The sequence below is a fragment of the Achromobacter sp. HZ34 genome, assembly GCF_002209485.1.
Taxonomy (GTDB): Bacteria; Pseudomonadota; Gammaproteobacteria; order Burkholderiales; family Burkholderiaceae_B; genus Bordetella_C.
The window spans coordinates 509,781-534,452 of record NZ_NJIX01000004.1 but is presented as its reverse complement, the minus strand read 5'-3'; the positions used below and the strand labels follow the sequence as shown (position 1 = coordinate 534,452).

Annotated in this window: 19 protein-coding genes; 6 read left to right on the top strand and 13 right to left on the bottom strand. The window is 65.1% G+C overall.

What is annotated here, in order from left to right; genetic code table 11:
* Window positions 1-40 precede the first annotated feature (40 nt).
* Together CEY05_RS18895 and dgt are read right to left on the bottom strand one after the other, a co-directional pair.
* Entirely contained in the window at window positions 41-757 is a 717-nt protein-coding gene (locus CEY05_RS18895) for a hypothetical protein (RefSeq protein ID WP_088597022.1), read from the bottom strand.
* Entirely contained in the window at window positions 754-2,193 is a 1,440-nt protein-coding gene (gene dgt / locus CEY05_RS18890; protein WP_088597021.1) for a dGTP triphosphohydrolase, read from the bottom strand. Before dgt ends, CEY05_RS18895 begins: the two co-directional genes overlap by 4 nt.
* 166 nt (window positions 2,194-2,359) lie before the next feature.
* On the opposite strand from dgt, the gene CEY05_RS18885 reads away from it, so the two are divergent.
* Complete coding sequence (locus tag CEY05_RS18885; RefSeq protein WP_088597020.1) at window positions 2,360-2,641, top strand: peptidylprolyl isomerase; 282 nt, start codon at window positions 2,360-2,362, stop codon at window positions 2,639-2,641.
* 9 nt (window positions 2,642-2,650) lie between these two features.
* Here the strand turns inward: CEY05_RS18885 and CEY05_RS18880 are convergent, their stop codons facing one another.
* Window positions 2,651-2,971, bottom strand: a complete 321-nt coding sequence (locus CEY05_RS18880) for a hypothetical protein (RefSeq protein ID WP_088597019.1) — start codon at window positions 2,969-2,971, stop codon at window positions 2,651-2,653.
* A 178-nt stretch (window positions 2,972-3,149) separates the two neighbouring features.
* On the opposite strand from CEY05_RS18880, the gene CEY05_RS31770 reads away from it, so the two are divergent.
* Window positions 3,150-3,959 carry a LexA family transcriptional regulator gene (locus CEY05_RS31770; protein ID WP_233161589.1) on the top strand — a complete coding sequence of 270 codons (810 nt, stop codon included), beginning with the start codon at window positions 3,150-3,152 and terminating at the stop codon, window positions 3,957-3,959.
* 67 nt (window positions 3,960-4,026) lie between these two features.
* A complete protein-coding gene (locus CEY05_RS18870; RefSeq protein ID WP_088597018.1) occupies window positions 4,027-6,294 on the top strand; it encodes a DUF5710 domain-containing protein in 2,268 nt (755 codons plus the stop codon).
* Between the two features lie 69 nt (window positions 6,295-6,363).
* Here the strand turns inward: CEY05_RS18870 and CEY05_RS18865 are convergent, their stop codons facing one another.
* Together CEY05_RS18865 and CEY05_RS18860 are read right to left on the bottom strand one after the other, a co-directional pair.
* Window positions 6,364-9,135: an AAA family ATPase gene (locus CEY05_RS18865; protein WP_088597017.1), complete on the bottom strand. Its 2,772-nt coding sequence runs from the start codon at window positions 9,133-9,135 to the stop codon at window positions 6,364-6,366.
* Entirely contained in the window at window positions 9,132-10,313 is a 1,182-nt protein-coding gene (locus CEY05_RS18860; protein ID WP_088597016.1) for a DNA repair exonuclease, read from the bottom strand. Before CEY05_RS18860 ends, CEY05_RS18865 begins: the two co-directional genes overlap by 4 nt.
* A 164-nt stretch (window positions 10,314-10,477) precedes the next feature.
* On the opposite strand from CEY05_RS18860, the gene CEY05_RS18855 reads away from it, so the two are divergent.
* The gene (locus CEY05_RS18855; protein ID WP_088597015.1) at window positions 10,478-11,542 is read left to right on the top strand and encodes a DUF481 domain-containing protein; all 1,065 of its coding nucleotides are present in this window, start codon (window positions 10,478-10,480) and stop codon (window positions 11,540-11,542) included.
* A 27-nt stretch (window positions 11,543-11,569) separates the two neighbouring features.
* Here the strand turns inward: CEY05_RS18855 and CEY05_RS18850 are convergent, their stop codons facing one another.
* The 3 genes from CEY05_RS18850 to CEY05_RS18840 all read right to left on the bottom strand — a co-directional run bounded on the left by CEY05_RS18850 (window position 11,570) and on the right by CEY05_RS18840 (window position 15,699).
* Entirely contained in the window at window positions 11,570-13,471 is a 1,902-nt protein-coding gene (locus CEY05_RS18850) for a hypothetical protein (protein ID WP_088597014.1), read from the bottom strand.
* Between the two features lie 165 nt (window positions 13,472-13,636).
* The gene (locus tag CEY05_RS18845) at window positions 13,637-14,692 is read right to left on the bottom strand and encodes a hypothetical protein (protein ID WP_143220501.1); all 1,056 of its coding nucleotides are present in this window, start codon (window positions 14,690-14,692) and stop codon (window positions 13,637-13,639) included.
* 68 nt (window positions 14,693-14,760) lie between these two features.
* Complete coding sequence (locus tag CEY05_RS18840) at window positions 14,761-15,699, bottom strand: hypothetical protein (RefSeq protein WP_143220498.1); 939 nt, start codon at window positions 15,697-15,699, stop codon at window positions 14,761-14,763.
* A gap of 317 nt (window positions 15,700-16,016) precedes the next feature.
* Here CEY05_RS18840 and CEY05_RS18830 point away from each other — a divergent pair, with 317 nt between their 5' ends.
* Together CEY05_RS18830 and CEY05_RS18825 are read left to right on the top strand one after the other, a co-directional pair.
* Window positions 16,017-18,533: a glycogen/starch/alpha-glucan phosphorylase gene (locus CEY05_RS18830; protein ID WP_369825965.1), complete on the top strand. Its 2,517-nt coding sequence runs from the start codon at window positions 16,017-16,019 to the stop codon at window positions 18,531-18,533.
* Between the two features lie 175 nt (window positions 18,534-18,708).
* Complete coding sequence (locus CEY05_RS18825; RefSeq protein WP_088597666.1) at window positions 18,709-19,284, top strand: YSC84-related protein; 576 nt, start codon at window positions 18,709-18,711, stop codon at window positions 19,282-19,284.
* A gap of 95 nt (window positions 19,285-19,379) precedes the next feature.
* Here the strand turns inward: CEY05_RS18825 and CEY05_RS18820 are convergent, their stop codons facing one another.
* The 5 genes from CEY05_RS18820 to CEY05_RS18800 all read right to left on the bottom strand — a co-directional run bounded on the left by CEY05_RS18820 (window position 19,380) and on the right by CEY05_RS18800 (window position 24,608).
* On the bottom strand, window positions 19,380-19,694 hold the full coding sequence (locus CEY05_RS18820) for a hypothetical protein (protein ID WP_088597010.1): 315 nt from the start codon (window positions 19,692-19,694) through the stop codon (window positions 19,380-19,382).
* 270 nt (window positions 19,695-19,964) lie between these two features.
* On the bottom strand, window positions 19,965-21,263 hold the full coding sequence (locus CEY05_RS18815; RefSeq protein ID WP_088597009.1) for a M28 family peptidase: 1,299 nt from the start codon (window positions 21,261-21,263) through the stop codon (window positions 19,965-19,967).
* Window positions 21,264-21,289: 26 nt separating this feature from the next.
* Window positions 21,290-22,282 (bottom strand): tripartite tricarboxylate transporter substrate binding protein, encoded by a 993-nt coding sequence (locus tag CEY05_RS18810; RefSeq protein WP_158219357.1) that lies wholly within the window; start codon window positions 22,280-22,282, stop codon window positions 21,290-21,292.
* 262 nt (window positions 22,283-22,544) lie between these two features.
* On the bottom strand, window positions 22,545-23,462 hold the full coding sequence (locus CEY05_RS18805) for a LysR substrate-binding domain-containing protein (protein WP_088597007.1): 918 nt from the start codon (window positions 23,460-23,462) through the stop codon (window positions 22,545-22,547).
* A gap of 60 nt (window positions 23,463-23,522) precedes the next feature.
* Window positions 23,523-24,608, bottom strand: coding sequence for a LysR family transcriptional regulator (locus tag CEY05_RS18800; RefSeq protein ID WP_088597006.1), 1,086 nt, complete (start codon window positions 24,606-24,608; stop codon window positions 23,523-23,525).
* Between the last annotated feature and the right edge of the window lie 64 nt (window positions 24,609-24,672).

The window sequence follows — 24,672 nt, the reverse complement described above, 5'->3', positions numbered from 1 at the left end:
CACTGGAATGCTCCTTGGGGCTCGTTGCGCCTATGGTTGTTCATCGACTGCCCGGCATGACGGGAATGGCGATAGCCGGCGCGTCGCGCCGGACCAGCCCCTCCGCAACCTTGACAGGACGGCACAGCGGGTCGGTCTTGGCGTCCATCTCGAAAGCCATCCGCCGATCGCGCCGGTCGTCGTAATAGAAACCCAGCAAATGCCACGCGACCGCTTCGCGGCATTCGCGATCGTCCTTGTCATTCGCGGGATAAAGCTTGTAGCTCGTGCGCTTGCCCCACAAGGCATTGCCTTCCTGCAGGTCACGCGTCTCATGGTTCTCGCTGTCGTAGTCGACATGGCGGGCCGGCTTCACATAATAGGACTGCCAGAAGGGCTCGTAGCCGAACAGCCCATCGAACGTGCGCAGCTGCCCGCCGGCGCTTGAGGTTTCATCCACCATGGGCGTGCCATCCGGATTGATGGCCCAGTGCCACAGTTCGCCCTGGAACTTGAGCGGAAAGATCGCCAGCACGGCCAGGCTCAACAGCACCGCGTAAGGCGCCAGTCGCGTCTTGCGGCTGGCGTCGATCTGCAGCGCGATCATGAACGGCAGGATCAGCAGCGCCGCCAGCAACAACGCCTTGCCCAGGTCGGCGGGCTCCATGCCGACGCCGAAGAAATGTATCGTCTGGTTGCCGGCGCCGGCGGCGAAAAAGCATAGCGCCGTGAGAAACATCAGGAAAGAAAAAAGCAGGCCGACGACGACGCGCTTCATGGCAAGGTGATTCCTCTGATACGTTGATAAAACTCGACCGCATAGGTATCGGTCATGCCGGAAACGAAATCCGTCACGCACAAGGCGCGCTCATACGGACGCAATGTCGCGAAATCGCCGCGCGCACCCGGCATCAAGTGCAGCAGGGTGCGCGTGCGCACGCTCTGGCCCTTTTCCCCGCGCGCCGCATTATCTTCCACGGCGCCGAGAAAAGCCGACAACAGGCCGCTGATGACCTCGAAGCCGCAAGCCTCGATCTCCAGCACGGCCTGGTGGCGGTACACCCGTTCGCGGGCGACGTCCTTGAAGTGCCTGAAGGCCGCGGACCGGGGGATGCCCAATACCAGTTCGCGATCGAAGCTGCCGTCCAGCATGCCGGGCAGGCTGGCTTCGAACTGGTCGACGACATCGTCGATCAGCTTGCCTATGGTCTTGGCGCGGTAGAACTCTGCCTTCTGTGCATCGGTGCCCATCTGCTCGGCGCGACCGTCGATGTGCGCGTCACGCCAGGGCTGATGCAGGCTCAGCAACTGCTCGTAGCTGACCACGCCGGCCTTGTAGCCATCCTCGATGTCCATCACGTGATAGCAGATGTCGTCAGCGGCCTCGACCAGGAAGGCCAGCGGATGGCGGTGCCAGGCCAGGGGCACTGCCGGCGAGGTCGCCTGGGACGGTGCTGGGGATGGTGCCGGAGACGGTGCCGAGGAAGCCGCCGGCGGTGTCGCCGAGCCCGCCGGCTGCGACCTGGGCAGCAGCCCCGTCATGGCCGCCACTTCCTCGAACAGGTCCGCCTCGGATTGCATATAGCTGAACTTGTGCCGGCCAATGGCAGCGCCGTCCGCATCCGCCGCCGTGGACGCACCGGGATACTTGGCGAAGGTCGCCAGCATCGCCGCCGTCAGGTGCATGCCGCCGCGCTGCTGCGGATACTGCAGGCGGGTCAGGATGCGAAAGCCCTGCGCATTGCCTTCGAACGCTTCCAGGTCGGCCCGCTCGGCCGCGCTCATGCCGCTGCACGACAGGAACTCACGCCCTTCCGGCGCCCGGCTGAACCATTCCTGGATGGCCGATTCGCCCGCGTGGCCGAACGGCGGGTTGCCGATATCGTGCGCCAGGCAGGCGCTGGCGACGATCATGCCCACCTCGTCCGGGCGCACCACGGTGGCCGCCTCCGGGCAGACGCGGCGTATGCGCTCGGCCGCCCGCATGCCCAGCGAGCGCCCCACCGACGCCACTTCCAGGCTATGGGTCAGCCGGGTGCGGACATAGTCGCTCTTGGCCAGGGGAAAGACCTGGGTCTTGTCCTGCATGCGGCGAAAGGCCGACGAAAACACGATACGGTCGTTGTCGCGCGTGAATTCGCTGCGCGGATCCTGTTCCTCGGGCGCGGCCCGTTTGCCCAGGCGCTGCGGCGTTAGTAGACGCTCCCACTGCATGAAATCCTCCGGCCCTGCGCTGTTTTCGATGCCTGCCAGGCGCCTATTATTACGGAACACGGGGACAGAGCAAATCGGAACGGCGCCACAGGCGTGCCAATCATGGCACCGGCACGCCCATTCTGTTTGTTTGTTAACCTTCTAGATCCATTTGAAGGAGAACACTATGCCTTTCGCCTCTGCCCGCCATATCCTCGTTTCGACCGAGGAAAAAGCCAAGGAACTGAAGACCGCCATCGAAAATGGCGCGGATTTCGCCAAACTGGCGCAAGAAAATTCCAGCTGCCCGTCCAAGCGCGACGGCGGCAACCTGGGCACCTTCGGCCGCGGCCAGATGGTCCCGGAATTCGACCAGGTCGTGTTCAGCGCCCCGGTCAACCAGGTGCAGGGCCCCGTGAAGACGCAGTTCGGCTACCACCTGGTGGAAGTGACCAGCCGCCAGGACTGATCACGTCCTTCAGTCTGGTGGATCCGCCTTGGCGTGATCCACCGGGCCTTGCCCCAGCAAGTCCCGATAAGCCGCGATCAGCATCGCATTCTTATGATCCAGCTCCGCGCGCAGCTTGCGATTCTCCTCGAACAGCGAGACGGTGAGATCGCCCAATGCCTTGGTCGAGCGGGTGCTCTCCAGGGTGTCGACCGCGGCGATGCGGTCGTTGCGCAACATACGCCGGGCAAACAGGACCAGGCCGGAAACCAGCGCGCCCATCGCGCCGCTGCCGAAGACCCACTTGATCCACACGGCCATCTGTACGCTGTCGTTGAGTGATCCATCCATCACCGTGCTCTCCTACTCAAGCATTGAGTCCCTATTCATTGGTTCGTTGAGGCCTTTGAGCCGCCACGCCTTTGTCGACGACAAGGGAAAAATGCTATTACCTTAACGGTAATTAAACAAGGTAAAAATTACCGCTACTGGTCTTTACCTTTTTGGTAACTTCAGGTCTAATCGCGCCATGCGATCCGCCAAAGAAATCCGCCGCTTGAATTTCGTCGATGTCGTTGCGCGCCTGTGCGACGGCAGCCAGACCAAAGCCGCCGACGTGCTCGGCTACTCCACGCCTTCCCTGGTCAGCCGCTATGCGTCCGGCGCCAAGGACATGGGCGACGGCACGGCGCGCAAGGTCGAGGAAGCATTCGGCCTGGGCCTGTACTGGATGGACACGGACCATGCTGGGACGCGCCCCGCGGCGCCACGCAGCGCACCCGCGGTAGCCGCGACACGCGCCGGAACATCCTCGGTCGCAACATCGACCGCGGCCTCGGCGGCGCCCTCGACGGCGCAGCCAGCCGCTGCCACCTACGCCACCGGCGGCGCCAGCATCGAACTGGCCAACCCCGCCTACGATCTTGCCGGTACGCGGCCGATGCAGGGCCAGGTGCCGCTGATCTCCTGGGTGCAGGCCGGCGCGCTGGCTGAAGTGATCGACAACTTCGCCCCCGGCGACGCGGACATCTGGCATGCCTGCCCGCGCCGCCACGGCCCGCACACTTTCGCGCTGCGCGTGCGCGGTGTCAGCATGGAACCCAAGTTCCAGGACGGTGACATCATCTTCGTCGATCCCGACGTCGCCGCGGAACACGGACGCAATGTCGTGGTGCGCTTCGAGGACTCGAAGGAAGCCACGTTCAAGCAGTTGCTTATCGAAGGCGAACACCAGTACCTGCGCGCGCTCAACCCGGACTGGCCCGGACCGCGCCTGATCGAAATCGATGCATCGGCAACGATATGCGGCGTGGTGATCGGCAAGTTCGTGGAGTTCTGACTCCCCCGGCCGCACATCCTCCCGCGCTTCCCCAAACCGCCCGCTACCCGCATTTGCCCATGACTCGATGACCGACAGCCCCAGCCCTACTCCTCAATTCGTCCCCGCCGGCCTGGTCCCCACCGCCGAGCAATGCGACATCCAGCTGGCGCGCCAGCGCGTCTGCCTGGTGCATGCCAATGCCGGCGCCGCCAAGACCACCACGCTGGCGCTGCGGGTGGGCGAGGCCCTGGCGCGCGGCCTGCCCGCGCAAGCCATCCTGGCGCTGACCTTCACCCCCGAGGCACGCCAGGTGATGCGCACGCGCCTGCAGGAAGTCGGCCTGCCCGCCAGCACGGTGGCACAGCTGACGGTGCTGACCGTCGATGAACTGGCGCAACGGGTGCTGGCGCGCCTGGAGGACGAAGCGCCGCTGCCGCTGCTGTCGGCACGCGAACTCAAGGAGCCGGCACTGGATGCGCTGGAGGGCCTGGCCGATGCTTACCCGGCCTACCTCGATCAGCTGGAGATACGCACCCACGACAGCGCGGTCAGCCAATTCCTGGACAACCTGTTGACGCTGAAGGCCCGGCTGGCCCTGGACCTCGGTGAACGCGACGAGGAGCAACCGCTGACCTACGTGGCCGAGGACCGCGGCATCTCGCTGACCGACCTGCTGTGGGCCCAGGAGTTCGAAAGGCTGCGGCAGGGTGGCGGCGAAACACCGCAGTTTCGCGGCCCCTGGGACGCCACTTACGACCTGGCGCGCCTGCTGCGCGACTTTCCCGAATCCGCCGACGCCCTGCCCACCTGGCGCCTGGTGGTGGCCGATGAGCTGCATGATTTGAACGAGGCCGCCTACACCGTCGTGGAAACGCTGCTCGCGCGTTCCAGCGACGGCCGTGACGCCGTGTATTTCGTCGGCGCGGGCGATCGCGACCAGGTGATCCACTCGCGCCTGGGCGCCAGCGAACAGTATCTGGACCATCGCTTCGCCGCGCGTTTTCCGGCGACGATGAGCTACCCCCTGACGGTGACGTGGCGCCACGGCCCGCATCTGGCCCACGCCATGGAAGCGTTCAAGAACAAGCCGGTGCGTTCGGGCTTGCCCGTGAAAACCGACCTGGACGTCATTACCTATGCGCTGGACGCCGGGCCGGACCAGGACGGCGCCGACGCCTGCGCCGTGCAGGTGATCGCGGCGCTGCGGCGCTGGAAGCAGGACAAGCATCCGCTGGAGGGCTGCGCCATTCTCCTGCGCGACCGCCATCAGTCCATCGCCATCGAGAATGCGCTGATGCAGGCCGATATCGGCTATCGCACGCAGACCATGCCCAGCTACCTGCGGCGCGAGGAAATCCTGTTCCTGCGCGGCATGCTGGCCGTCGCCCTGGACAATCTGCACACGGTCGAGGCGCTGCCGGTACGCGAAGCCATCATCGCGGCGCTGGCCCTGTTCGGCGAAGTGCCGCTGAGCCCGGAGGAACTGGGCCAGGCCAAACGCGACATCGCCAAACAGCCGGAACTGCTGAAGACATTTTTCCAATACCAGATCCAGCGGGTAGGCGGCGAGAGCGCGCGCCGCCGCATGGCCGCGGCCGTCGATCATGTGCGTGGCCTGCCGGACGACGCGCCCGCGCATGAAGCGCTGCTGCGGATCTGCGCCGATGTGGCGGTGGAGAACCTGGCCCAGAGGCTCTATGTCCATCCCTACGATACCGAGGTGGTCACGCGCTCGGTACAGGGCTTTGTCGCGGCGGCACGGGCGTCCGGCCGCTCGCTGCGGGACTTCGCGGCGTGGATCGGCGCCGCCGATGCTTTCGTGGCGGCGCGCCGCGGCAAGAACCTGGTGCTGCTCGAATGCGTCGAGTCGGCCAAGGGCAAGGAGTTCGACCATGTGATCCTGCCTTTCCTGGCCATTGGGGAATTTCCCCACCCTTTGCAGGCGGCGCGGGAAGAGGAAAACCTGTTCTATGTAGCGGCGACACGCGCCCGTACGCGGCTGACCCTGATCACGCCCTCGGATGAACGCCAGCGCAGCCCTTATATCGCGCGCATGGACATCGCCGGCACGCGCGCGCGCTCCGACGCCGCAGTGCAGACCAACCAGGCGCTACGCCAGGCACAGGCAACAGGCGGCGCCAGGGCAGCCAAGACTGCCCGGTCGACGCCCCCCCCCGCGCGCGGCGCCGCGCCGAACGAAGACGCCGGCAACCGGCGCGACTTGAAGGTGCCTTATGCCGACAAGGACCATGTGAAGAAGCTGGGCGCGCGCTGGGATGCCACGCGCAAGGTCTGGTATGCGCCGGAGGGCGTGGATATCGAGCCGCTTACGCCGTGGCTGCCCAAGGATTAGAAAACTGGCGGGGAATGTGCCCGGGTACCCGGCGCATTCCCCGCAGCCCATGCGCGACTCGGGCTGGATCTACGCGCGCGTGCGCAGGCCTTCCAGGGCGCGTGGCGCCACGCCCATGTCACGCCAGTTCGCGGGATGGCAGGTGAACAGCAGCACCTGGTGCCGCGTCGCCGCGTCGAACAGGACGCGCTTCATCTGCGCCAGACGCTGGTCATCGCTGTGCACCAAGGCATCGTCCAGGATGATCAAGGTGGGCCGTCCGGCCTCCAGCAGCAGATCCGCATAAGCCAGGCGGCTGATCACGCCCAACTGCTCGCGCGCGCCGAAGCTCAGTTCCTCGAACCTGGCCGCCTCCAGGCCCGCCGCACCGGCGCGTGCCAGGGTGCCGGGCATCAGATCGGTATCCAGGTCCACCTGGCCTTGCGGAAACAGCAATTGCACGTACCGCTGCAGATGCTGCCGTAGCGGAGCCTGCAGTTGTGCCGTCAGCGCGGCCCGCTTGTCGCGCAACAAGGTCAGCAAGCGGTCCAGCGCTTCGGCACGTTGCGTCAGTTCCTGCGCATGCCGGCGCGCCTGCGCCAGATCGCGCGTGATTTCCGCCTGCCGCTCTTCCAGGCCGCGCGCGCCGGCGGCCTGCAATTCCACGTCCAGGCGCATCAGGGCATCGCGGCGCTGATGAAAAGCCTGCTCCAATTGTTCGGCGCTGCGGCGATAGCGTTCGAGATCCTGCTTCAGGATATCGGGGCGGGCCTGCTCCACCTGGGCCAGCAGGCTCTGCACCCGCGCCCGCGCGGATGCCGCTTCGGCCAAGGTGTCGTCCAGGGACTGCCGGCTCGCCATTTCTTTTTCCGCGCGGCCCGGCGCGGACAAGGCGGCCTGCGCGGCATCGTGTTCACGTTGGGCCGCGTCGACACGGGCCTGGCTGTCGCTGGCAGCAAGCTGCGCCTTGTGCAGATCGGCGCCGATCTGCTTGAGCGAGCGTTCGAGCGCGGCCAGGCGACTTTCCGCCTCCTGGGCGGACAGCACGGGCGCGTCGGCCGCGCCAGCCTGTGTCGCAGGCCGCGCTTCTATCTGCTTGTCAGTTCGCGCGTGGGTAGACTCGCCCCCCGGCCCCGATTCCTCGGCCTGCTTCTCCGTATCGCTCCCTTGCTGCACCAGCTGCACACGTACCTGTTCCACTTCACGCAGGCGAGCTTCGTCGCGGGCCAGTTGCGAACGCAAGGCATCGAGGCCCTGGGGCGCCAGGCCCTTGAGCGTCGCGGCCGCGACCTTGGCCTCGTCCAAGGCAGACCGGCATTCTCGTGCGCGTGCCTCGGCGGCGTCCAGCGACGCCAGGTCCAGGCTTTGCAGCAAGGACGAAAGTCGCTCGCCCGCTTCGTCGGCCTGGCGCCGCAAGGCGGTCAGGTCGGCCCCACCCGGCGTGATCGTCAGGCGTCCCACACCTGGCAGCGTCAGCGCGGTCGCCTTGGCCAACTGGCGTTCACCGCTACCCTGCACCGTGCTGCCGTCGATCTCGATGACCTGGCCGGCTTCCAGCGCGAACTCCAGCCGGGTCGCCACCGCCGATAACCGCAACTCCAATTCGCGTTGCAAGCGCGCCTGCTCGCGCAAGGCGGCCAGGTCCTGTTCGGTGATGCGCAAGGCGGCGGCACGCCGCTCATGGTCTTGCTGACGTGCCTGTTCATCCTGCGCCGCCGCCAGGGTCTGCGTGGCGGCCTGCACCCCAGCCTGCAAAGCAGCGTGCTCGCGGTCCAGCGAGGTCCGGCGTTCACGCAGGCGCGCACGTTGCGCGCCTATGCTGGCCGCCTCGTGCTGGCGCGTCGTCTCGTCCAGCCGCAAGCGCCAGGGCGCCACACCGGCGACGGCCGCCTCGTGGGCCTGGCGCGCTTCGGCCAGCGCCACACGCCGGGTCTCCGCCGTGCGCGCGTCCTTGGCGTAGCCCTCGATCTGCGCACGCAGCAAGGTCGTACGCTCTTCGATCTGTGCCACGCGGACACGCTGTTCGCCCAGGGTGCGCTCGATCTCCTGGATTTCCTCCAGGCGCCGTGCCGCCGCCCGTTCCTGCTCGCGCGCATCCAGCCAGGGCGGCTGCGCCTCGTCGGCGTCGTGCGCCTGGCGCAGGCGGGCCAGGTCGTCCACCTTGTGGCGGTATTCCTCGATTTCCGCGGCGACCTGCGTGGCGGCGGCGGCCAGCTGGTCGCGCTTGTCCAAGGCAAGCTGATAGCCGCCGGTGGGCTTGCCGCTGCGGGCCGTGAGCAATTCACCGCGCGCGCTTTCCACCCGCGCGATGATGTCGTCGCCATGGCTGCTGGCCACATCGCTGACCGCGCTGCCCAGCACCGAGCGCAGATGGCCGGTGGCGTGCGCCAAGGGCTCGCGCACGTCCTGCGCCGTACCTTGCGCCATCCACAGCAAACCCGGGATGCCCCAATGTTCAGCCTTGCTGGCGCCCTTGTTGGCATGCTGGAATCCCAGCAGCATGGCAAGATGGTCTTCCGCTTCGGCGCCGTCGAGACGGCGCGGCGAGCGGCCGGCGCCGCCGATCTGCAGTTCACAGCGCTTCTTGCCCAGAAAGCTTTTCAACAACTGGTACTGCTCGCCGCCATGTTCGAAGTCCAGCGTGACGGAGGGCGCCGCCGCACCGTCGCCCCAGGGCCGGAAATCCTCGGCGCTATTGGACCGGTAGCGCTCGAAGAACGCCGCGCGCAGCGCCGTCACGATCGTGCTCTTGCCGGTCTCGTTGGGTCCGGTAAACAGATTCAGGCCGGGCGCCAGGCCGTCGATCTCGATGGCATCGCGGAACTGACGGAATTGGGCAATGCGGAAACGGGAAAGCTTCATGCCAGCATCCCCGCCAGCAGCGCCAGCGCATCGCGCGCGATGCGTGCATCATCGCCGTCCGCGCCGGGGCCCTCCTGCGCGGCGCGCAGTTCAGCGATGACCTCGCCCACGTAGCCGTCGGCTTGCAGGGCATCGATATCGTCCTGGGTCGGCGCCAGGCGCAGGCTGCCCAGGTCCGCCAACACGCCGCGCGCCGTTCCACGCGCCTGCTCGATGGCCGCCAGCAAACGGCGATGACCCTGCAGATCGATCTGGCCGTCTATCTCCAACGCCACCACGTCGTTTGCCGTCAGTGCGTTCAGTGTGGCGATGACGGCGTCCACATCGCCTGGCACCCGCAACGTGGCGCGCTCGCTTTGCCAACGGTAGCGGCCCGTGGCACGCGCCTCCACACGGGGCGCGGCGGCACCGTCCAGGCTGACCAGCAGCGCGCAACCGGAGGCGTTGGCGCGAAAGCGGTCGGTTTCTGGCGTACCGCTGTACCAGGTGCGCTCGTCGATCTGGCGCGCGCCGTGCCAGTCGCCCAGCGCCAGGTAATCCAGGCGTGCCTGCGCCGCGCGGCCTGCCGCAATGGGATTGGTGGAATCGATGCCTTCGGCCAGGATGCCCTGCACACTGCCGTGGGCCATGCCGATACGCGGCAGACCGGCCGGCGTATCCGCGCCGGCGAACCATTCCGTCAAGTCCGCGTAAGTATTGCGTTGAGTCATTGGCGCGGGCAGGATGGCCACCGCGGTCCGCGCCTGGCCGGAGGCCGGAAGACCGGACCCAGGCTGCACGTATGCCGGCAACGCGGCCGACTGCGGGCCGAGCCCCACGATCAACGGTTCGGAACGTAAGCAAATCGTGACATTATCCGGCACCGCGCCCAACCGCTGCGCGCGCGTCCACACCGATTCCGCCAGGCCCGCGTCATGGTTACCGGGGATCATGATCCAGGGGCCGGCGTAGGCGCTCATCGCCTTGAACAGGCGGTGTATGGTCCGGTCCGCCACGGTTTGCGCGTCGAACACATCGCCGGCAACCAGGATCAGATCGACCTGCTCCGCTTGCGCCAGACGCGCCAATCCTTCAACCACCTGAAAGCGCGCATCGGCCAGCAGCGCTGCATCATCAGAATCGAATTGACCAAAAAGCTTACCGATTTGCCAATCAGAGGTATGCAATATCTTGAGCACAGGGGAATTCCACAGGCAGTCCGCCAACCAGCGCGCGGTCCCGCGCGCTGCACGGTAAGGCTGCGAGTTTAACAGCGGCCCCGAGGCCGCGATTCCCTGCTTCAACGGCGTTCATCATTCGCCGCAAGTGTTACGCAAGACAACCTCAACACGAAGGAAACTACATGCCGCCTCACGTTTCGGCGCCCCGAGCATCACGTCATCGCCAACGCCTGCTGGCCGTCTTCCTGGCCATGCTGCCCGCCAGTGCGGCACTGGCCGACACCGTCTGGCTGGACAACGGCGACCGTGTGACCGGGACGATCAAATCCCTGGATAGTGGATTCCTGATGGTGTCCACTTCCTACGGCGGCGACCTGCGTATCGATTTCAAGCACGTCACCACGCTGCAAAGCACCGATAACCTGGTGATCCGCGACAAGGACGTGGAGCGCGAATACCAGGCCAAGCTGGTGCGCGCCGATAATGGCAAGGTGGTTCTGGCCGGCGCGGTCACCGAGGCCGACGCCACGCGCGATATCCACACCGATGTGCCCCTAAGCTCGCTGGACAGCATCAATCGCAACCACACGGTGATAGGCGATACGTCGTTCAAAGGCAGGCTGGATGCTTCCCTGGTGCAGACGCAGTCCAGCTCCACCAGCCAGGTCTATGCGTTGGCGGCGAACGCCCAGGCCCGCAGCGGCATGTGGCGCAACACCCTCAACGCCAACTACAACCGCGACAAGGACGACGACAGCGTCAGCGTCAACAATTACGGCGGCGACTACACGCTGGACCGCTTCCTCACGCAGAAGGCTTTCTGGCAGTTGCGCGGCCTGTACCGCGCCGACACGGTCGAACAGGTGCGCCGCCAATTCGCCTACGGCACCGGGCCTGGCTACCAGTTCTGGGACGACGAGCTGGGTGCCTTCTCCATGTCAGCCCTGGCCGGCGCGGTCAACTACCGCTACGACGATGGCAGCAGCGACCATTCGCTGGCGGGTGCGATACGCTGGGACTACTCGCGCTACCTGAGCGGCAAGAAGTTCCAGATCTACACCAAGGGCGAACTGCTGCGGCCGGTGGAGGCCGATGCGAAACTCAGCATCAGCGGTGAAGCCGGGATGCGCTACAACATCAACAACTTCCTGTCGCTGTACGTCAAATACGCCAGGGACCAGGTCAGCGGCACGCGTCAGACCATGAATGAGTCGATCTACAGTACGGGCGTAGGGCTGACCTGGTGATGCGCGTGGGAATGCTTCCCACTGGGGTCACGCCGTGATGCCGGCAGCGGTCGCGTTCGCGCGCCCGTGCTCAGGCAGCGGCGGCGGCAGTTGCTCCTTCTGCTGTGGCAACTGCTGCAGCACCTCCGGCGGCGGCGGTGGAAATTCGTCGTCGCTGTCCACGCCCGAGTCGGCGTCGGCGTCGGCAGCAGCGGCGGCAGCGGTAGAGGCGTCAGCGGCATCGGCCACCTCATCGTACGTCTCCATCGTGTTCAAGCGCGAATCCACGACGACAACGGCCTTGGCCTCCATAGCCGCATCATCCACGCGATCGGCCAGGACAGGATCCTCGAAGATACTGGCCTGGACCAGGGCCGCTGGCGTGCCCGATTCGACGCTCTCCGGCACTTCGAGCGGGTCCGCGGGTCGCGCCTGCGGGTCCTGCAGTGCCACGCCCCGCGCCACGCGACCCATTCCCGCAATTGCCTCGCCCAGGCGCGCCAGGGTCGGGTTGAGCGTGACGCCGGCCTGTGCCTCATCCTCCTTCATCAAGCGTTCCAGCATTTCCTGCTTGACGGTGTAGTCTGGCCGATACGCTCGATGCGTCAGGCGGGCCTGGAATCTGGCCGAGAGTGCGTCGGCCAGATTCTCATAATATTCAGCCCGGCTCGCGACGCGCCTGGGTTCGACCGGCCGCACACCCGATTCCTTTTCAAGACCGGCCTTCAGCTCCTCCTGATGAGACCCGCATGCCTTGCGGCAGCCTGACACGATCTTGCTGATGGCGTCCTTCATCTCCTGGTCCACGGCCTTCTCGTTGCCGAATAGCGCATGGCCCATGGACTTTTTGATGTGGGGAATCTTCCTGGAAAAAATGGCGCTCACGCGCTGCAGATCGTCAGCGAAATGCGCTTTTTCATGGCGGCCGAACGCCTTTTCCGCGGAGGATGCCTGCTTGTTCAACACGCTCAGGATGGTATCGACCGCTTCCTGCAGGCTGGCCGCTTTTTCGAACTCGCCCTGTTGCCACAAGGTGGAGACTTCCCCCTTGTAGCGCGGGATCTCTTCGCGCAACTGCTTGCGCTGCCCGGCCGACAGTTGGTCCACGACGCGCGCAAACGACCGCTCGGTCGCGCAGGCCTTCTGGGCGCCTGGCGGCAGCGGCCTGGGCAGGCTGCCACCCTCGATTTTTCCGTTCAGGCTTGGCACATCACCCAAAAGCGAATGCGCCTTGGACGTGCCCGCCATTTTCGCGCTCAAGGGTTGGGCAGTGGCTCTCTCGGCGCGAATCTGTTCGCCGAACGCCGTTAATTTACCGGCATCCAGCGGCCCCTCGGTCAAAGCCTGGCGCAGGGCCTGGTCTTCACGCGCCCATTTGAAGCTTTCCACCACCAGACGGGGAATCGCCGGGTTCAGCTTGTTGCTGTACGCGACCAGACTGTCAGTGCGGTCCCTGATGTCTTCGGGATCCGTGACACCCGCGATACCGGCCATGTAATCGAGGACGCGATTCTTCGTGCGATCGTCGCAACCGTCCAGGCTTTTGCCTACGGCTCGATGGACGATGTCGTCGGTGGGCACACCTTCCGTGCCGTACACCACCACGGCAGCCCTGGACGCGCCGTCCGCGCGCGTGGTGTCGTTGAAACCCTGGATTTTTTCCATCTGACGGGTGACCTTGCCGATCGCCGCGCCCACGGCTTTGTACATCTCGTGCTTGCTGGCACGGCCCAGCGACCCATTCGTCGTCGCGATCAGCTTGCAGACGGCCCGTTCGAGCTTGAGTCCATTTCGTTCCAGCGTGTCGGCGTTGAATGCCCGCCTGTCGGCGGCGGACATGAGGCCCATGCGAAACAGGAGTTTCGTCCCCAGGCTCGGGTTCTTGATCTCTCCGGGAAATTGCGTCTTTCCCGACGGCTCCGGCTTGCCGGCATCGTGGATGTCGGCCATACGCCCCGCAAGGGGCGATCCAGCAACAGAGAATGTGGACATAGGTGTTCTCCAATAGCGCGCCAGGAGGATCGGCGAGCGCGTCGATGTCGTTCGCCCACATCAAACCTGGCTATATGAATCGCAATACTAGAGAGCACGAATCGTTGCCGTAAGCGGCCGCACTCACACGGCTTCGGCGAATTTTCCTGAATCGCTGACGGGCCGGGCGTTGCGCAGCTGCGCATAATCCGCCAGCCCCACTACCGTATCGGCGTCGCCCAATTGGGCAACCACGATCAGCGTTACGGCAGGATGATTGCCGCGCACGCTGACTGACGCGGTCAGCTGTATTTGCGGTGCCGCGTTGCTGCTGCCGTCGTCGACGCGGGCAGCGCGTATCGCCAGCAGCCGCGCCAGGCGCAAAGGCCGGCCGTCCCTGTCGAAGAACACGGGGGCATTCCAGCTGCGGGCAAAATCCACGAACGCGGCAATCGCCAGGGCGGCACGAAAGCAGGCGGTTGCGTGGGCGGCCACCCTGGTATCGGCGAGTGCGACGATGGAGGCGATCGATGCCGTATCGGCCCCACCCCCGGCCAATACCAGCAAGACATCCAGCAAGACCTGCAGGTCGGAGGTCAAGCCGGTGCCATCCTGCGATGTCGAGATCACTTCCACGGCAGAGGCGGCGAGCGGCGCTGACGCGGCGCCATCCAGCGCCTGGCTCAAGGCAGCCCGCCGGCGCAGGGTGGTGGCCAATTCCCTCAGCATTCCCGCATCGGGCATCCGGCCCAATTCCAAGCACTCCTGGATTTCCCGCGTCACCGCCTGCGAGGCCGACCTGGCGTTGGCCAGCCGGCGCTGCAGGTCGTAGCGGGCGACATACTGGAACATCGCCAGATGGGAAGTCCCGCAGGCATGCAGCGCCGCCAGACGGTCTTCCGGCATCTCGCGCAGCGCTAGCTGCAGGACCGGCGCACTCATCCTGTCGAACAGGGTGGCGATCAACACCCAGGCCAGATGTCCGGCATGGCGGCAAGCCAGGGGATTGCCTCCACCCAGGTCGCACAACTGCGCGCGCAGCTGGCGCCAGGCCTGCGGAATATCGTCGAGCCAGGCGCGCAACAGCCCGGCTTGTTGTGCCGGCTCCGCCGCCAGAAGGGCAGCGGCGCTGGCCGGCGGCCATGCCTCCAGGCGCTCGCCGAACTCACGTAAGACTTCCGCGCAAAAGGCGTCATGCACCACTCGGTATGCCGTGCGCTTGGCGTCTGAACCCGGAATATCGCAAACGAGGGCCCGGAACGTCGTCATTATCGGGCGGTCAGCGCGACGGGTCCGCCAGAGTGCGGCCAAGTCCTGACCAGCGACAGTGCCGCGACCAACAGCGTGATCGTGTCCACGCACTCGACCCCGAACTGGATTGCCGTCCGCGGCGCGACACGCTTGTCATTCTGCCCGGCACAGAAGTTGACCAGTTCCCCGAAATCGCTCCCGGCCTTTTCCGCGTTTGGCTGGGGCATGGCAACGGCGTGCACCACGTTGATCGGCGGCCTGATCAATTTCTGCCGTTCTTCGGCGCAAATGCGCCGGAGATCTTCCGGGCGCACGCCATGGATGGCGGTGATTTCCGCCACCAGTTCCAGCGGCGCATTCGCCGCCTTGCCCAGGAGATCGACGGGCAGATCCCTGATCGTCTCGCGCGCCCCGGCAAGCTTGGCGCTGTACCGGGCCGCGTCCTCCTGGAGTTCAGCCGCCGACCGGCCACCTTGCTGGCGCGCCGCGGCGCCATGCTTCTGCTCCACCAGCACGCGCTGCTGGTTAGCCCGCGCGACCGGGTTTGCCTGCGCCGCGACCAGCTGCGGCTGCGCGTCGCCATACAGGAGACCTGCGCTTTCCCCCGCGCTTTCCACCGATGAACGGCGTTCCCTGCGCTCCTTGGCCAGTGCCTGGTTCCGCGTCGACTGCGTGGCCAGATAAGCGCCACCGGCGGCGATGAAAGTCTCGACCTCTTCCCGAGTGGACTTGCGGCGCTGCTGTTGCGCGAATTGCTTCTTGAAGCCCCCCTTGCGGTACGAACGCCACACCTTGGACTGGTGCAGCCTGGCACGGGGACCCGCGGTCACGGCTGAAACGGCGGGAATGGCATCGACACCGTCGCCGCGTTTGACGGAGTCGTAAGTCCGGCCAATAGCAGTCGCGACGACGGAGGCGTTGACAGGGGATACGGGGGAGACGGAGTTTGCGGCCATGCTTTCGATCTCGCTAAAACTTGGTAACTACATTACAGACGCATACATCTGGAAAAATTCGATTCCCGCAAGATGACAGACGTCGCGCCAGTCCAGCTCAGTAACAGCAATCGCGCAAAGGATCCCTGCCAGCAGGCATTTGATGCACTGTGCCACGCCCGGCTTCCCCGTCGGGCGCTGCGCCGTGAGCCTGCTTTGCCGTGAAATCCAGCCCCTGGTGACGCGCATCTTTGTTGCGCTTTCCTTGGCGTGGCGCCTTCAAATAGCCATTTTTTTGGATTAGGATTTTTTATTCGACCGCCCAGCAAGGACATGTCTTGAAAGATCCCGCCAGCGCCGCCGTATCCGCTAACGATTCCGAAGCCAACGTGGCTCATCCCGAACATGATCGCTCCTCGCTTTCGCGCGAATCATTGAAACGGGCTTTCCTCGATCACTTGCTGTACACGCAAGGTAAATCGCTGGAAATCGCTTCGAAGAACGACCTGTACCAGTCACTGGCCCATACCGTGCGCGACCGGCTGGTGCGGTCCTGGTTCGATACGACCGCCACCTACCAGAAGCGCAATGCGCGCACCGTGGCCTATCTGTCAGCCGAATTCCTCATGGGTCCTTATCTGGGCAACAACCTGCTCAGCCTGGGCATCACTCACGAGATCCGCCTGGCCATGAGCGAACTGGGCCTGGACCTGGATGAACTGCTGCGCCAGGAGGAAGAGCCGGGGCTGGGCAACGGCGGCCTGGGCCGCCTGGCGGCCTGCTTCATCGATTCGCTGGCGACGCTGGAAGTCCCCGCCATCGGCTACGGCATCCGCTACGAATACGGCATTTTCTACCAGACCCTCATGGACGGCTGGCAGGTGGAGAACACCGACGCCTGGCTGCGTTATGGCAATCCGTGGGAAATCCAGCACGCCGAATGGGCGGTGCAGGTGAAGCTGGGCGGCTATACCGAACAATATACGGACGACGGCGGCCGTTTCCGCGTGCGCTGGGTGCCGGAGAAGACCGTGGCGGGCGTGCCTTTCGACTCGCCCATCCCCGGCTATCGCGTGGCCACCACCAATACCTTGCGGCTGTGGCGGGCAGAAGCCACGGAAGCCTTCGACTTCCACACCTTCAATCGCGGGGATTACCTGGGCGCGGTGAACAAGAAAGTCACCTCGGAAAACCTGACCAAGGTGCTTTATCCCAACGACGAAAGCGTGCAGGGCAAGGAATTGCGGCTGGAGCAGCAATATTTCTTCGTGTCCTGCTCCCTGCAGGACATGCTGCGCCTGCAGCTACATCGCGGGCAGCCGGTCACGTCCTTCCACAAGTCCTTTGCCATCCAGCTCAATGACACGCATCCCTCGATCGGCGTGGCCGAGTTGATGCGCCTGCTGATAGACGAACATCAGGTGCCTTGGGAAAGGGCCTGGGACATTACGCGGCAGACTTTCTCGTATACCAACCATACGCTGCTGCCCGAGGCGCTGGAGCGCTGGCCGCTGGAGTTGTTCCGCCGCGTGCTGCCGCGCCATCTGGAAATCATCTTCGAGATCAATGCGCGCTTCCTCAACGAGGCACGCATCCACTTCTTCGGCGACGAAACCCGCATCGCCCGCCTGTCCCTCATCGATGAATCGGGCGAACGCTATGTGCGCATGGCCCACCTGGCCTGCGTCGGCAGCCATGCCATCAACGGCGTGGCCGACCTGCATTCGGAATTGCTCAAACGCGATCTGCTGAAGGATTTCTACGCCATGTGGCCGGAGAAATTCACCAGCATGACCAACGGCGTCACGCCGCGCCGCTGGGTGGCGCAAAGCAATCCGCGCATGGGCAAGCTGATCACCCGCTGCATAGGCGAAGACTGGATCAAGGACTGGTCACGGATACGCGCCATCGAGCCTTACGCCGACGATGCCGCCTTCGCGGCGGAATGGCGCGCGGTCAAGCGTGCCAACAAGATAGACCTGGCCGCGCTGCTGCTGCGCAAGAGCGGCATCAAGGTCGACCCGGATTCGATGTTCGACGTCCAGGTCAAGCGCATCCACGAATACAAGCGCCAGCATCTGTCGGCGCTGCACATCGCTGCCCTGTACCACCGTGTGAAGTCGCAGCGCAACCTGGATATCACGCCGCGTACCTTCATCTTCGGCGGCAAGGCCGCACCGGGCTACGTGCGCGCCAAGCTGATGATCAAGCTGATCACCGCCATCGGCGACGTCATCAACAACGATCCGGACGTGCGCGATCGCTTGAAAGTGGTATTCCTTCCCAACTTCAGCGTCACGGTGGGCCAGTGCGTCTACCCGGCCGCGGAATTGTCGGAACAGATATCGCTGGCCGGCAAGGAAGCCTCGGGCACGGGCAACATGAAATTCGCCATGAACGGCGCCCTGACCATAGGCACCATGGACGGCGCCAATATCGAAATCCGCGACGAGGTCGGCGAGGATGTGTTCTTCCTGTTCGGCCTGACCGCCGAGGAAGTCTATACGCTGCGCCGCGAAGGTTACCGGCCCATGGACTTCCTGCGGCGTGACAGCGAACTGCAAGCCGTGATGGACTTGATCCGTTCGGGCTTCTTCTCCCGGGGCGACAGTGATCTGTTCGCGCCGCTGATGGACGACCTGCTGTATCACGATCCCTACATGCTGCTGGCGGACTACGACTCCTACGCCGCCTGCCATAACCGGGTGGACCAGGCTTACCGCGATACCCAGGACTGGACCCGCATGTCCATCCTGAATACGGCACGATCGGGAAAATTTTCCTCGGATCGCGCCATCGGGGAGTACTGCGACCGGATCTGGAAAGCACGGGCGGTGCCGGTGGAAAGGCGTTGATTAGCGCGTGCCTGGCCCTGTCCCGCGGAATTTTTACGCTACGGATGAGGTCAGGCACGCTAGTTGCCACTGATGGGCGAATGTCGCATTCCAATCGTCGCCCCGAGGCCCCTGAGGCTATACGCCAGCGACGGGCGACATCCCATGCATTTCTTTCTAGCCGGAGATAACAATGATGAACCGCCGCAAATTCGTGACCATTCCCGCTGCCCTGATCATGACGGCCGCTCTCGCCGCCTGCACCACCACCGGCAACAACGCCGGCGGCAGCAACGTCAACAAGCGCCAGGAATTGAACAGTGGTGCCGACACCACCCTGAATCGTCTGTACAGCTCGGTGCCGGGCTCGCGCGAAATGGGTAGCCGCGCCAAGGGCATCCTGGTATTCCCCAACGTGCTGGCCGCCGGCTTCATGTTCGGTGCTGAATACGGCCAAGGCGTCCTGAAGGTCGGTGGCACGCCTTCCGGCTACTACAGCACGACCACCGGCTCGTTCGGCTTGCAGGCCGGCGCGCAATCCAAGGCTGTCGTGATCATGTTCATGACGCAAAACGAACTGGATAAATTCCGCAACAGCAGCGGCTGGACCGCCGGTGCCGACGCCTCGGTGGCGCTGGCCAAGATCGGTGCCAACGGCGCCGTCGACACCAACACCGCCCGCCAGGCCGTGGTGGCATTCGTGCTGACCAACGCCGGCTTGATGGCCAACCTGACGGTCGAAGGCACCAAGATCAACAAGCTGGATCTTTGATCGTCACGGCGCGGGGTGAATTCGGACTGGTCCGATCGATCCCGCTCCGGTCAGGAAGACGAAGACGCCCGCCGGCATTGCCGGTGGGCGTTTTTTCATGCGTAAGCGTGGGGCGCGTGCCTGAGCGTGCGCACCGTGGTCACCTGGGCGCGCGCATTGATGACCATCGGCTGGGCCTGAGCCTGTTTTCGGGTCTGGATCAGCGTCCGGCTCAACTCAGGCACGGTGCACCCGGCGGTGTCCTGCGCCGAGCTGCCGGGGTCATAGGGGTGCACGGCGGCCCGGCATGACGCCAGCGATGCCAGCAGCGCGGCCGCGTCCGAACGTTTGCAACGCCTGGAGTCCTCGTCGTCCTCATCGCCGCAACCCAGGCCGTCATAACACCCCTGGGAGAAGGAAATATGGATCATGGGGGAAGTTCCTGGCCTGCGGCCGATGCGGCGCGCGCGTCCAGGACACGCCCGGCAGCCGCGTGCCTGGGGAACGTGTAATGGAAGGGAGTGCGGTGCCTGGGGGGAGGGAAGCCAAAGATTCTAGCCCGAATCATTCGCACCAGAATGATCTCGTTTATTACAACTAACGTAGGAAAATTCCGAAAGATTCGGAATTGCATCAACGCGCGCGTGCCACCTACCCCGGCAGGGATAGCTTGAAGGGGAGGCCCCCTTCAATTTCCCCATTCACTTGGCCACGGTCCACTTGCTGTCCGCGGCCAGCGCATCCAGCGCTTCCTGCGACAGCGTCAAACCCCGCCAAGCCATGGCACACGTTGCCCGCAGCGCATTGCGCAAGTCCGCCTCGTCGACTACGCCGGGCACATCGCCGGCCGCCAGGATGTTGTTCACCTTGGAATCGGGCCGATCGAAACCGGCCGTCAGACGCAGGGCGGGAATCCCATGGCGTGCAAAATTGGCATGGTCCGAATTGGACATGAACGGCAGATACGTATCCACCGTCGTGTCGGCATCCGCGGCGGCGGCCGCCACGAAAGGCGCCAGCGCCGGATACTCGCTGATCATCGCCGTCAGTTCGCTGTGGCCGCCAACCGTGTCCAGATTGATATCCAGCTTCATCGTCGCACGCTCGGCCGGATCCATATCGTCCAGATAGCGGGCCGAACCGGTCAGCGCCCATTCCTCGGCGGTGAAGAAGCACACCCGCAAGCCATGGGTTTGCGCCGACACCAGCGGGGCCAGCGCGCGCGCGGCCGCCAGTGCAACGGCAACACCGGTGGCGTTGTCCAGGGCGCTGGTGCCCAGGTCGTGGCCGTCCATGTGCGCGGTGATGACGACGCGGCTGTCGCTGCCGCCCGGGATGTCCAGGATGGCCAGGTCCGCCAGCGCGTTTTCCAGCTCTTCGCCCGTCAGGACCAGGCGCACCTGGCAGGAGCCGGCGGCGGCTGCCGCGGCCAGGACCTGGCTGCCTTCGAAGTCGATATAGGCGGCCGGGATGCCGGCAGCCCCGCGCGCACGGCCCGACGAACCGGACAGCACGCCACGGCCAGGCAAGGGATTGGCGATGAGGAAACCGATGGCGCCACGCGCCACCGCCTGGTCGTACTTCTTGCGGCGGTGCAGGTGCGTCGGCGAGAAAGGATACTCATGACGAACCATCACGATCTTGCCGCTTACCGCGGCGCCGGCCCGTTCGAAGTCGTCCAGCGTACCTTGGCCCAGATCCAGCACTTCGCCCACCAGCCCTTCGGCCGGCGTCGACGCCGAACGCAGCAGCGCGCGGCAAGCCAGGTTACGGGGTTCGGCACCCAGCAACCGCAGCTCGGCGCGGCCGGCACGCCAGCCGTCGTAAGGGACCTGTACCTTGCGCACGGTGCCGCCGGTGGCGCGCATCCGTTCCAGGGCCCAGGCGATCGCCGCCGTATCCTGGCCGGAACCGGACAGGCGCCCGCCGAAGGCGCAGATCGCATTGAAATCATCCATCAGCGCCGCATCGGCGCCGGCCTTGGCCAACCAGGCTTCCATATAGGTCTCCTCCGTGCTTGCAGAAATTATTCGAACTTGACGTCGGCGCGCTCGACCACGTCGGCCCAGCGGGTGAAGTCTTCGTTCAGGAAGTTCTGCAGGGCCTTGGCGCTGGTGTCCGCGGGCAGGTTCACGCCCACGCTGTTCAGGCGCGTCTTGATCTTGGGCGATTGCATGACCTTTTCCATCGCGGCGTTCAAGCGCTCCAGCACCGGGGCAGGCGTCTTGGCCGGGGCGACCAGGCCCCACCAGCTTTGCACCGTCATATTGGGCACGCCGGCTTCGTCAAAGGTGGGAACATTGGGCGTATCGGGCTGGCGCTTCGGGCTGGACACGGCCAGGGGGCGGAGCTTGCCGCCCTGGTACAGGGCGCTGGCCGAAGGCATCGTGGTGAAGCCGGTTTCGATCTGGCCGCCGGCCAGGTCGTTGGCGGCAGCCGATGCGCCCTTGTAGGGGATGTGGACCAGCTTGATGCCGGAGTTCAGCATCAGCAGTTCGGCCATCAGGTGGGTCAGCGAACCATTGCCGCCGGAGCCGATGGAGATCGTGCCCGGCTTGGCCTTGGCCATTTCGACCAGTTCGGCCACCGTCTTCGCCTGGAAGCCAGGATTGACGAACAGGTACATGGGCGACAGGCCCAGCAGCGAGATCGGCGCGAAGTCCTTGGCGGCGTTGTACTTGATGCGGTCGCCATAGAGCGCCGGCACGATGGTGAAGGGCACGTCGGCCAGCAGCAGCGTGTAGCCGTCGGGCTTTTCATTGGCCACGTAGGCGGTGCCGATCATGGAGCCGGCGCCGGCACGGTTTTCCACGATGACCGACTGGCCCAGTTCGGCGGTCAGTTCATCGCTGATGGCGCGGGCGATCACATCCGAGCTGCCACCGGCCGTGTACGGCACGATGATGCGAATCGGCTGCTCGGGATAGGCAGCCATGGCAGCGGGAGCGGCGCAGGTCAGCGCCACGGAAGCAGCGGCGAGGAGGGTCTTGATGGACTTCAACGTGTGCAGGGAGATCATGGCAAGACTCGGAAACCTATGGAAACAGTCTTGGATTTTGCCCGCAGTGCAACATGGCGTGAAGCGAAGTATCGGCATGTAGTATTCCAGTCTGGAATATCGATGCAACAAATGACCGCTGCCGGGTTGCCAACTCGTAGGACAGGGCCGCGCGCCCCGCCCCTGCATGCCGGCCAAACGGGGGGCCGCTGCATGTAAGTAGCTGCATGTGAGGCGTGCTTGCGGATAGCTAGCCACTGCGAGCGCCGCCGCCCGGCCGCCTTCAGCCGCGCAGGCTTTGCACCGCCCGGTTCATTGCCGCGGCCCGCTCCAGGATCCAGTCGCAGAAGGCGTCCAGATAGGGACCGCCCACATCCGGCCGGGGGCGCATCAGGTAATAGCCATAGCGGCCTTCCACCGTCTCGCCCAGAGGACGCTGCAACACGCCCTCGCGCAGGGGATCCAGCGCCATGCAAATGGGCACGATGGCCACGCCCAGCCCATTGAGCACCGCCGGCATCAGCACGGAAAAGCCTTCGTACTCGGGCGCCGTGGCGGACGGCCCGGGCCAGACGGGCGCCACCTCGCTTTTCCATTCGTCCCAGCCGTAGCCGCGCTGCGCCCGCTTGAGCAGCGGCACGTGGGCCAGGTCGTCGACGTTGCGCACCGGGGTGCGTTCGAACAGGGACGCGGCGCCGACCAGGGCCATCTCCCGCCCGCACAGGTATTGGGCGGACATGCCCGACATATGGCCGGTATGCAGCTGGATCTCGGCGTCGAAGCGTTCCGTCTTCTCGCGCCCATGTACCAGACGCGGCCGCACATTGATGCGGATATCGGGATGCATGTCGAAAAACTCGCGCAGGCCGGGAATCATGCAGAACTGCGCGAAAGACGGCGACACGGCGATATTCAGCGCCACGCGGGCGTCCGGCCGCGCCACCAGCGCATCGGCCTCGTCCAGCAGGCGCACGGCCGCGCCGACGCGTTCCAGGTAAAGGGCGCCGGCATAGGTCAGCCGCAGGCCTGCCGACAGGCGCTTGAACAGGCTCACGCCCAGGCGCGACTCCAAGGCCTGGATGTGCTTGCTGACGGCGCTCTGGGTCAGGCTGAGTTCTTCCGCGGCCCGGCTGAAATTCAGGTGCCGGGCCGAGGCAAGAAAGATGCGCAGCGAGGTCAGCGACTGGCGCGAGCCCTTCATACGGCTGTCACCCGGGGCTGAGACCGCGGTTCAGCCCGCGGCGCTTGTCCCACTGCACCGTCAGACCCGGGCGGTAGCGACGCGGTCGCCGGCGTCGCCCATATGGGCCGCCAGGGAGACAGCTTCAGCGTCGGCACTGGCGGGTGCCTTCATCCCGGGCTTGGCGGTGGCTTTCGCCAGGCCGGGGCGCTGCGCGTGTTCGCCCGCCCACGTGCAGGTGCTGTCCACGGCATCGCCGCGCCCGCTCAACAGCGGGCAGCGGCTGAAGATTTCCGCGGCCCAGTCGGTGAAGGCGCGCACCTTGGGCGACAGGTGCCGGTTGTGCGGATACACCACGGAAATCGGCATGGACTTGGGCTTCCAGTCATGCAGGATTTCCACCAGCTCGCCGCTTTGCAGATAGGGCAAGGCCATGTAGCGCGGCGGCTGGATCAGCCCGAAACCCTGCAGGCCGCAGGCCATATAGGCGTCGGCGTCGTTGACCGACACCACGCCTTCCATCTTCACTTCCACCTTCTGGCCCTCGACCATGAAGTCCCAGTCGAAGGACCGGCCGGTCAGGCTGGAGAAGTAATTGACCGACTTGTGTTCGGCCAGCTCTTCCAGCGTGGTCGGCGCACCGTGGCGCTCGATGTAGGCGGGTGAAGCGCAGCTGATGCCTTCGAAACTGCCGATGCGGCGCGCCACCAGGCTGGAATCCTGCAGCTCGCCCACCCGGATGACGCAGTCCACCGCTTCCTGCACCAGGTCCACGGGACGGTCGCCCATGCCGATGTACAGTTCGATGTCCGGATATTTGTCGTGAAATTCACACAACGACGGAATCAGGATCAAGCGGCCGATGGCCGCCGGCGTGTCGATACGCAATTTGCCGCGCGGACGCCGCGAGGCATCCTGGAAGGCCGCTTCGGCCTCGTCCACGTCGGCCAGGATGCGGATACAACGCTCGTAGTAGGCCGCGCCGTCCGGCGTCAGGCTCAGGCGGCGCGTGGTGCGGTTGAGCAGCCGCACGTTGAGCAGCTTTTCGAGATTCTGGATGATGGTCGTGACGGTAGTGCGGGGCAGGCCCAGATGGTCGGCCGCGCGGGTAAAACTATTGGCGTCGACGACCCTGGTGAACACCTGCATGGCCTGAAAGCGGTCCATGGCGTACCTCGGGATGGGGGGTGTGACGAGATTATGAACAAATTATTGTTCGCCCGCATCGAAT

Bases quoted from the DNA above. Each gene is read 5' to 3' on its own strand.
- CEY05_RS18800 (WP_088597006.1), bottom strand. From the start codon at position 24,608: ATGGACCGCTTTCAGGCCATGCAGGTGTTCACCAGGGTCGTCGACGCC.
- CEY05_RS18880 (WP_088597019.1), bottom strand. From the start codon at position 2,971: ATGGATGGATCACTCAACGACAGCGTACAGATGGCCGTGTGGATCAAG.
- CEY05_RS18810 (WP_158219357.1), bottom strand. From the start codon at position 22,282: ATGATCTCCCTGCACACGTTGAAGTCCATCAAGACCCTCCTCGCCGCT.
- CEY05_RS18840 (WP_143220498.1), bottom strand. From the start codon at position 15,699: ATGGCCGCAAACTCCGTCTCCCCCGTATCCCCTGTCAACGCCTCCGTC.
- CEY05_RS18865 (WP_088597017.1), bottom strand. From the start codon at position 9,135: ATGAAGCTTTCCCGTTTCCGCATTGCCCAATTCCGTCAGTTCCGCGAT.
- CEY05_RS18825 (WP_088597666.1), top strand. From the start codon at position 18,709: ATGAACCGCCGCAAATTCGTGACCATTCCCGCTGCCCTGATCATGACG.
- CEY05_RS18850 (WP_088597014.1), bottom strand. From the start codon at position 13,471: ATGGCCGACATCCACGATGCCGGCAAGCCGGAGCCGTCGGGAAAGACG.
- CEY05_RS18805 (WP_088597007.1), bottom strand. From the start codon at position 23,462: ATGAAGGGCTCGCGCCAGTCGCTGACCTCGCTGCGCATCTTTCTTGCC.
- dgt (WP_088597021.1), bottom strand. From the start codon at position 2,193: ATGCAGTGGGAGCGTCTACTAACGCCGCAGCGCCTGGGCAAACGGGCC.
- CEY05_RS18855 (WP_088597015.1), top strand. From the start codon at position 10,478: ATGCCGCCTCACGTTTCGGCGCCCCGAGCATCACGTCATCGCCAACGC.
- CEY05_RS31770 (WP_233161589.1), top strand. From the start codon at position 3,150: ATGCGATCCGCCAAAGAAATCCGCCGCTTGAATTTCGTCGATGTCGTT.
- CEY05_RS18820 (WP_088597010.1), bottom strand. From the start codon at position 19,694: ATGATCCATATTTCCTTCTCCCAGGGGTGTTATGACGGCCTGGGTTGC.
- CEY05_RS18870 (WP_088597018.1), top strand. From the start codon at position 4,027: ATGACCGACAGCCCCAGCCCTACTCCTCAATTCGTCCCCGCCGGCCTG.
- CEY05_RS18815 (WP_088597009.1), bottom strand. From the start codon at position 21,263: ATGGAAGCCTGGTTGGCCAAGGCCGGCGCCGATGCGGCGCTGATGGAT.
- CEY05_RS18885 (WP_088597020.1), top strand. From the start codon at position 2,360: ATGCCTTTCGCCTCTGCCCGCCATATCCTCGTTTCGACCGAGGAAAAA.
- CEY05_RS18895 (WP_088597022.1), bottom strand. From the start codon at position 757: ATGAAGCGCGTCGTCGTCGGCCTGCTTTTTTCTTTCCTGATGTTTCTC.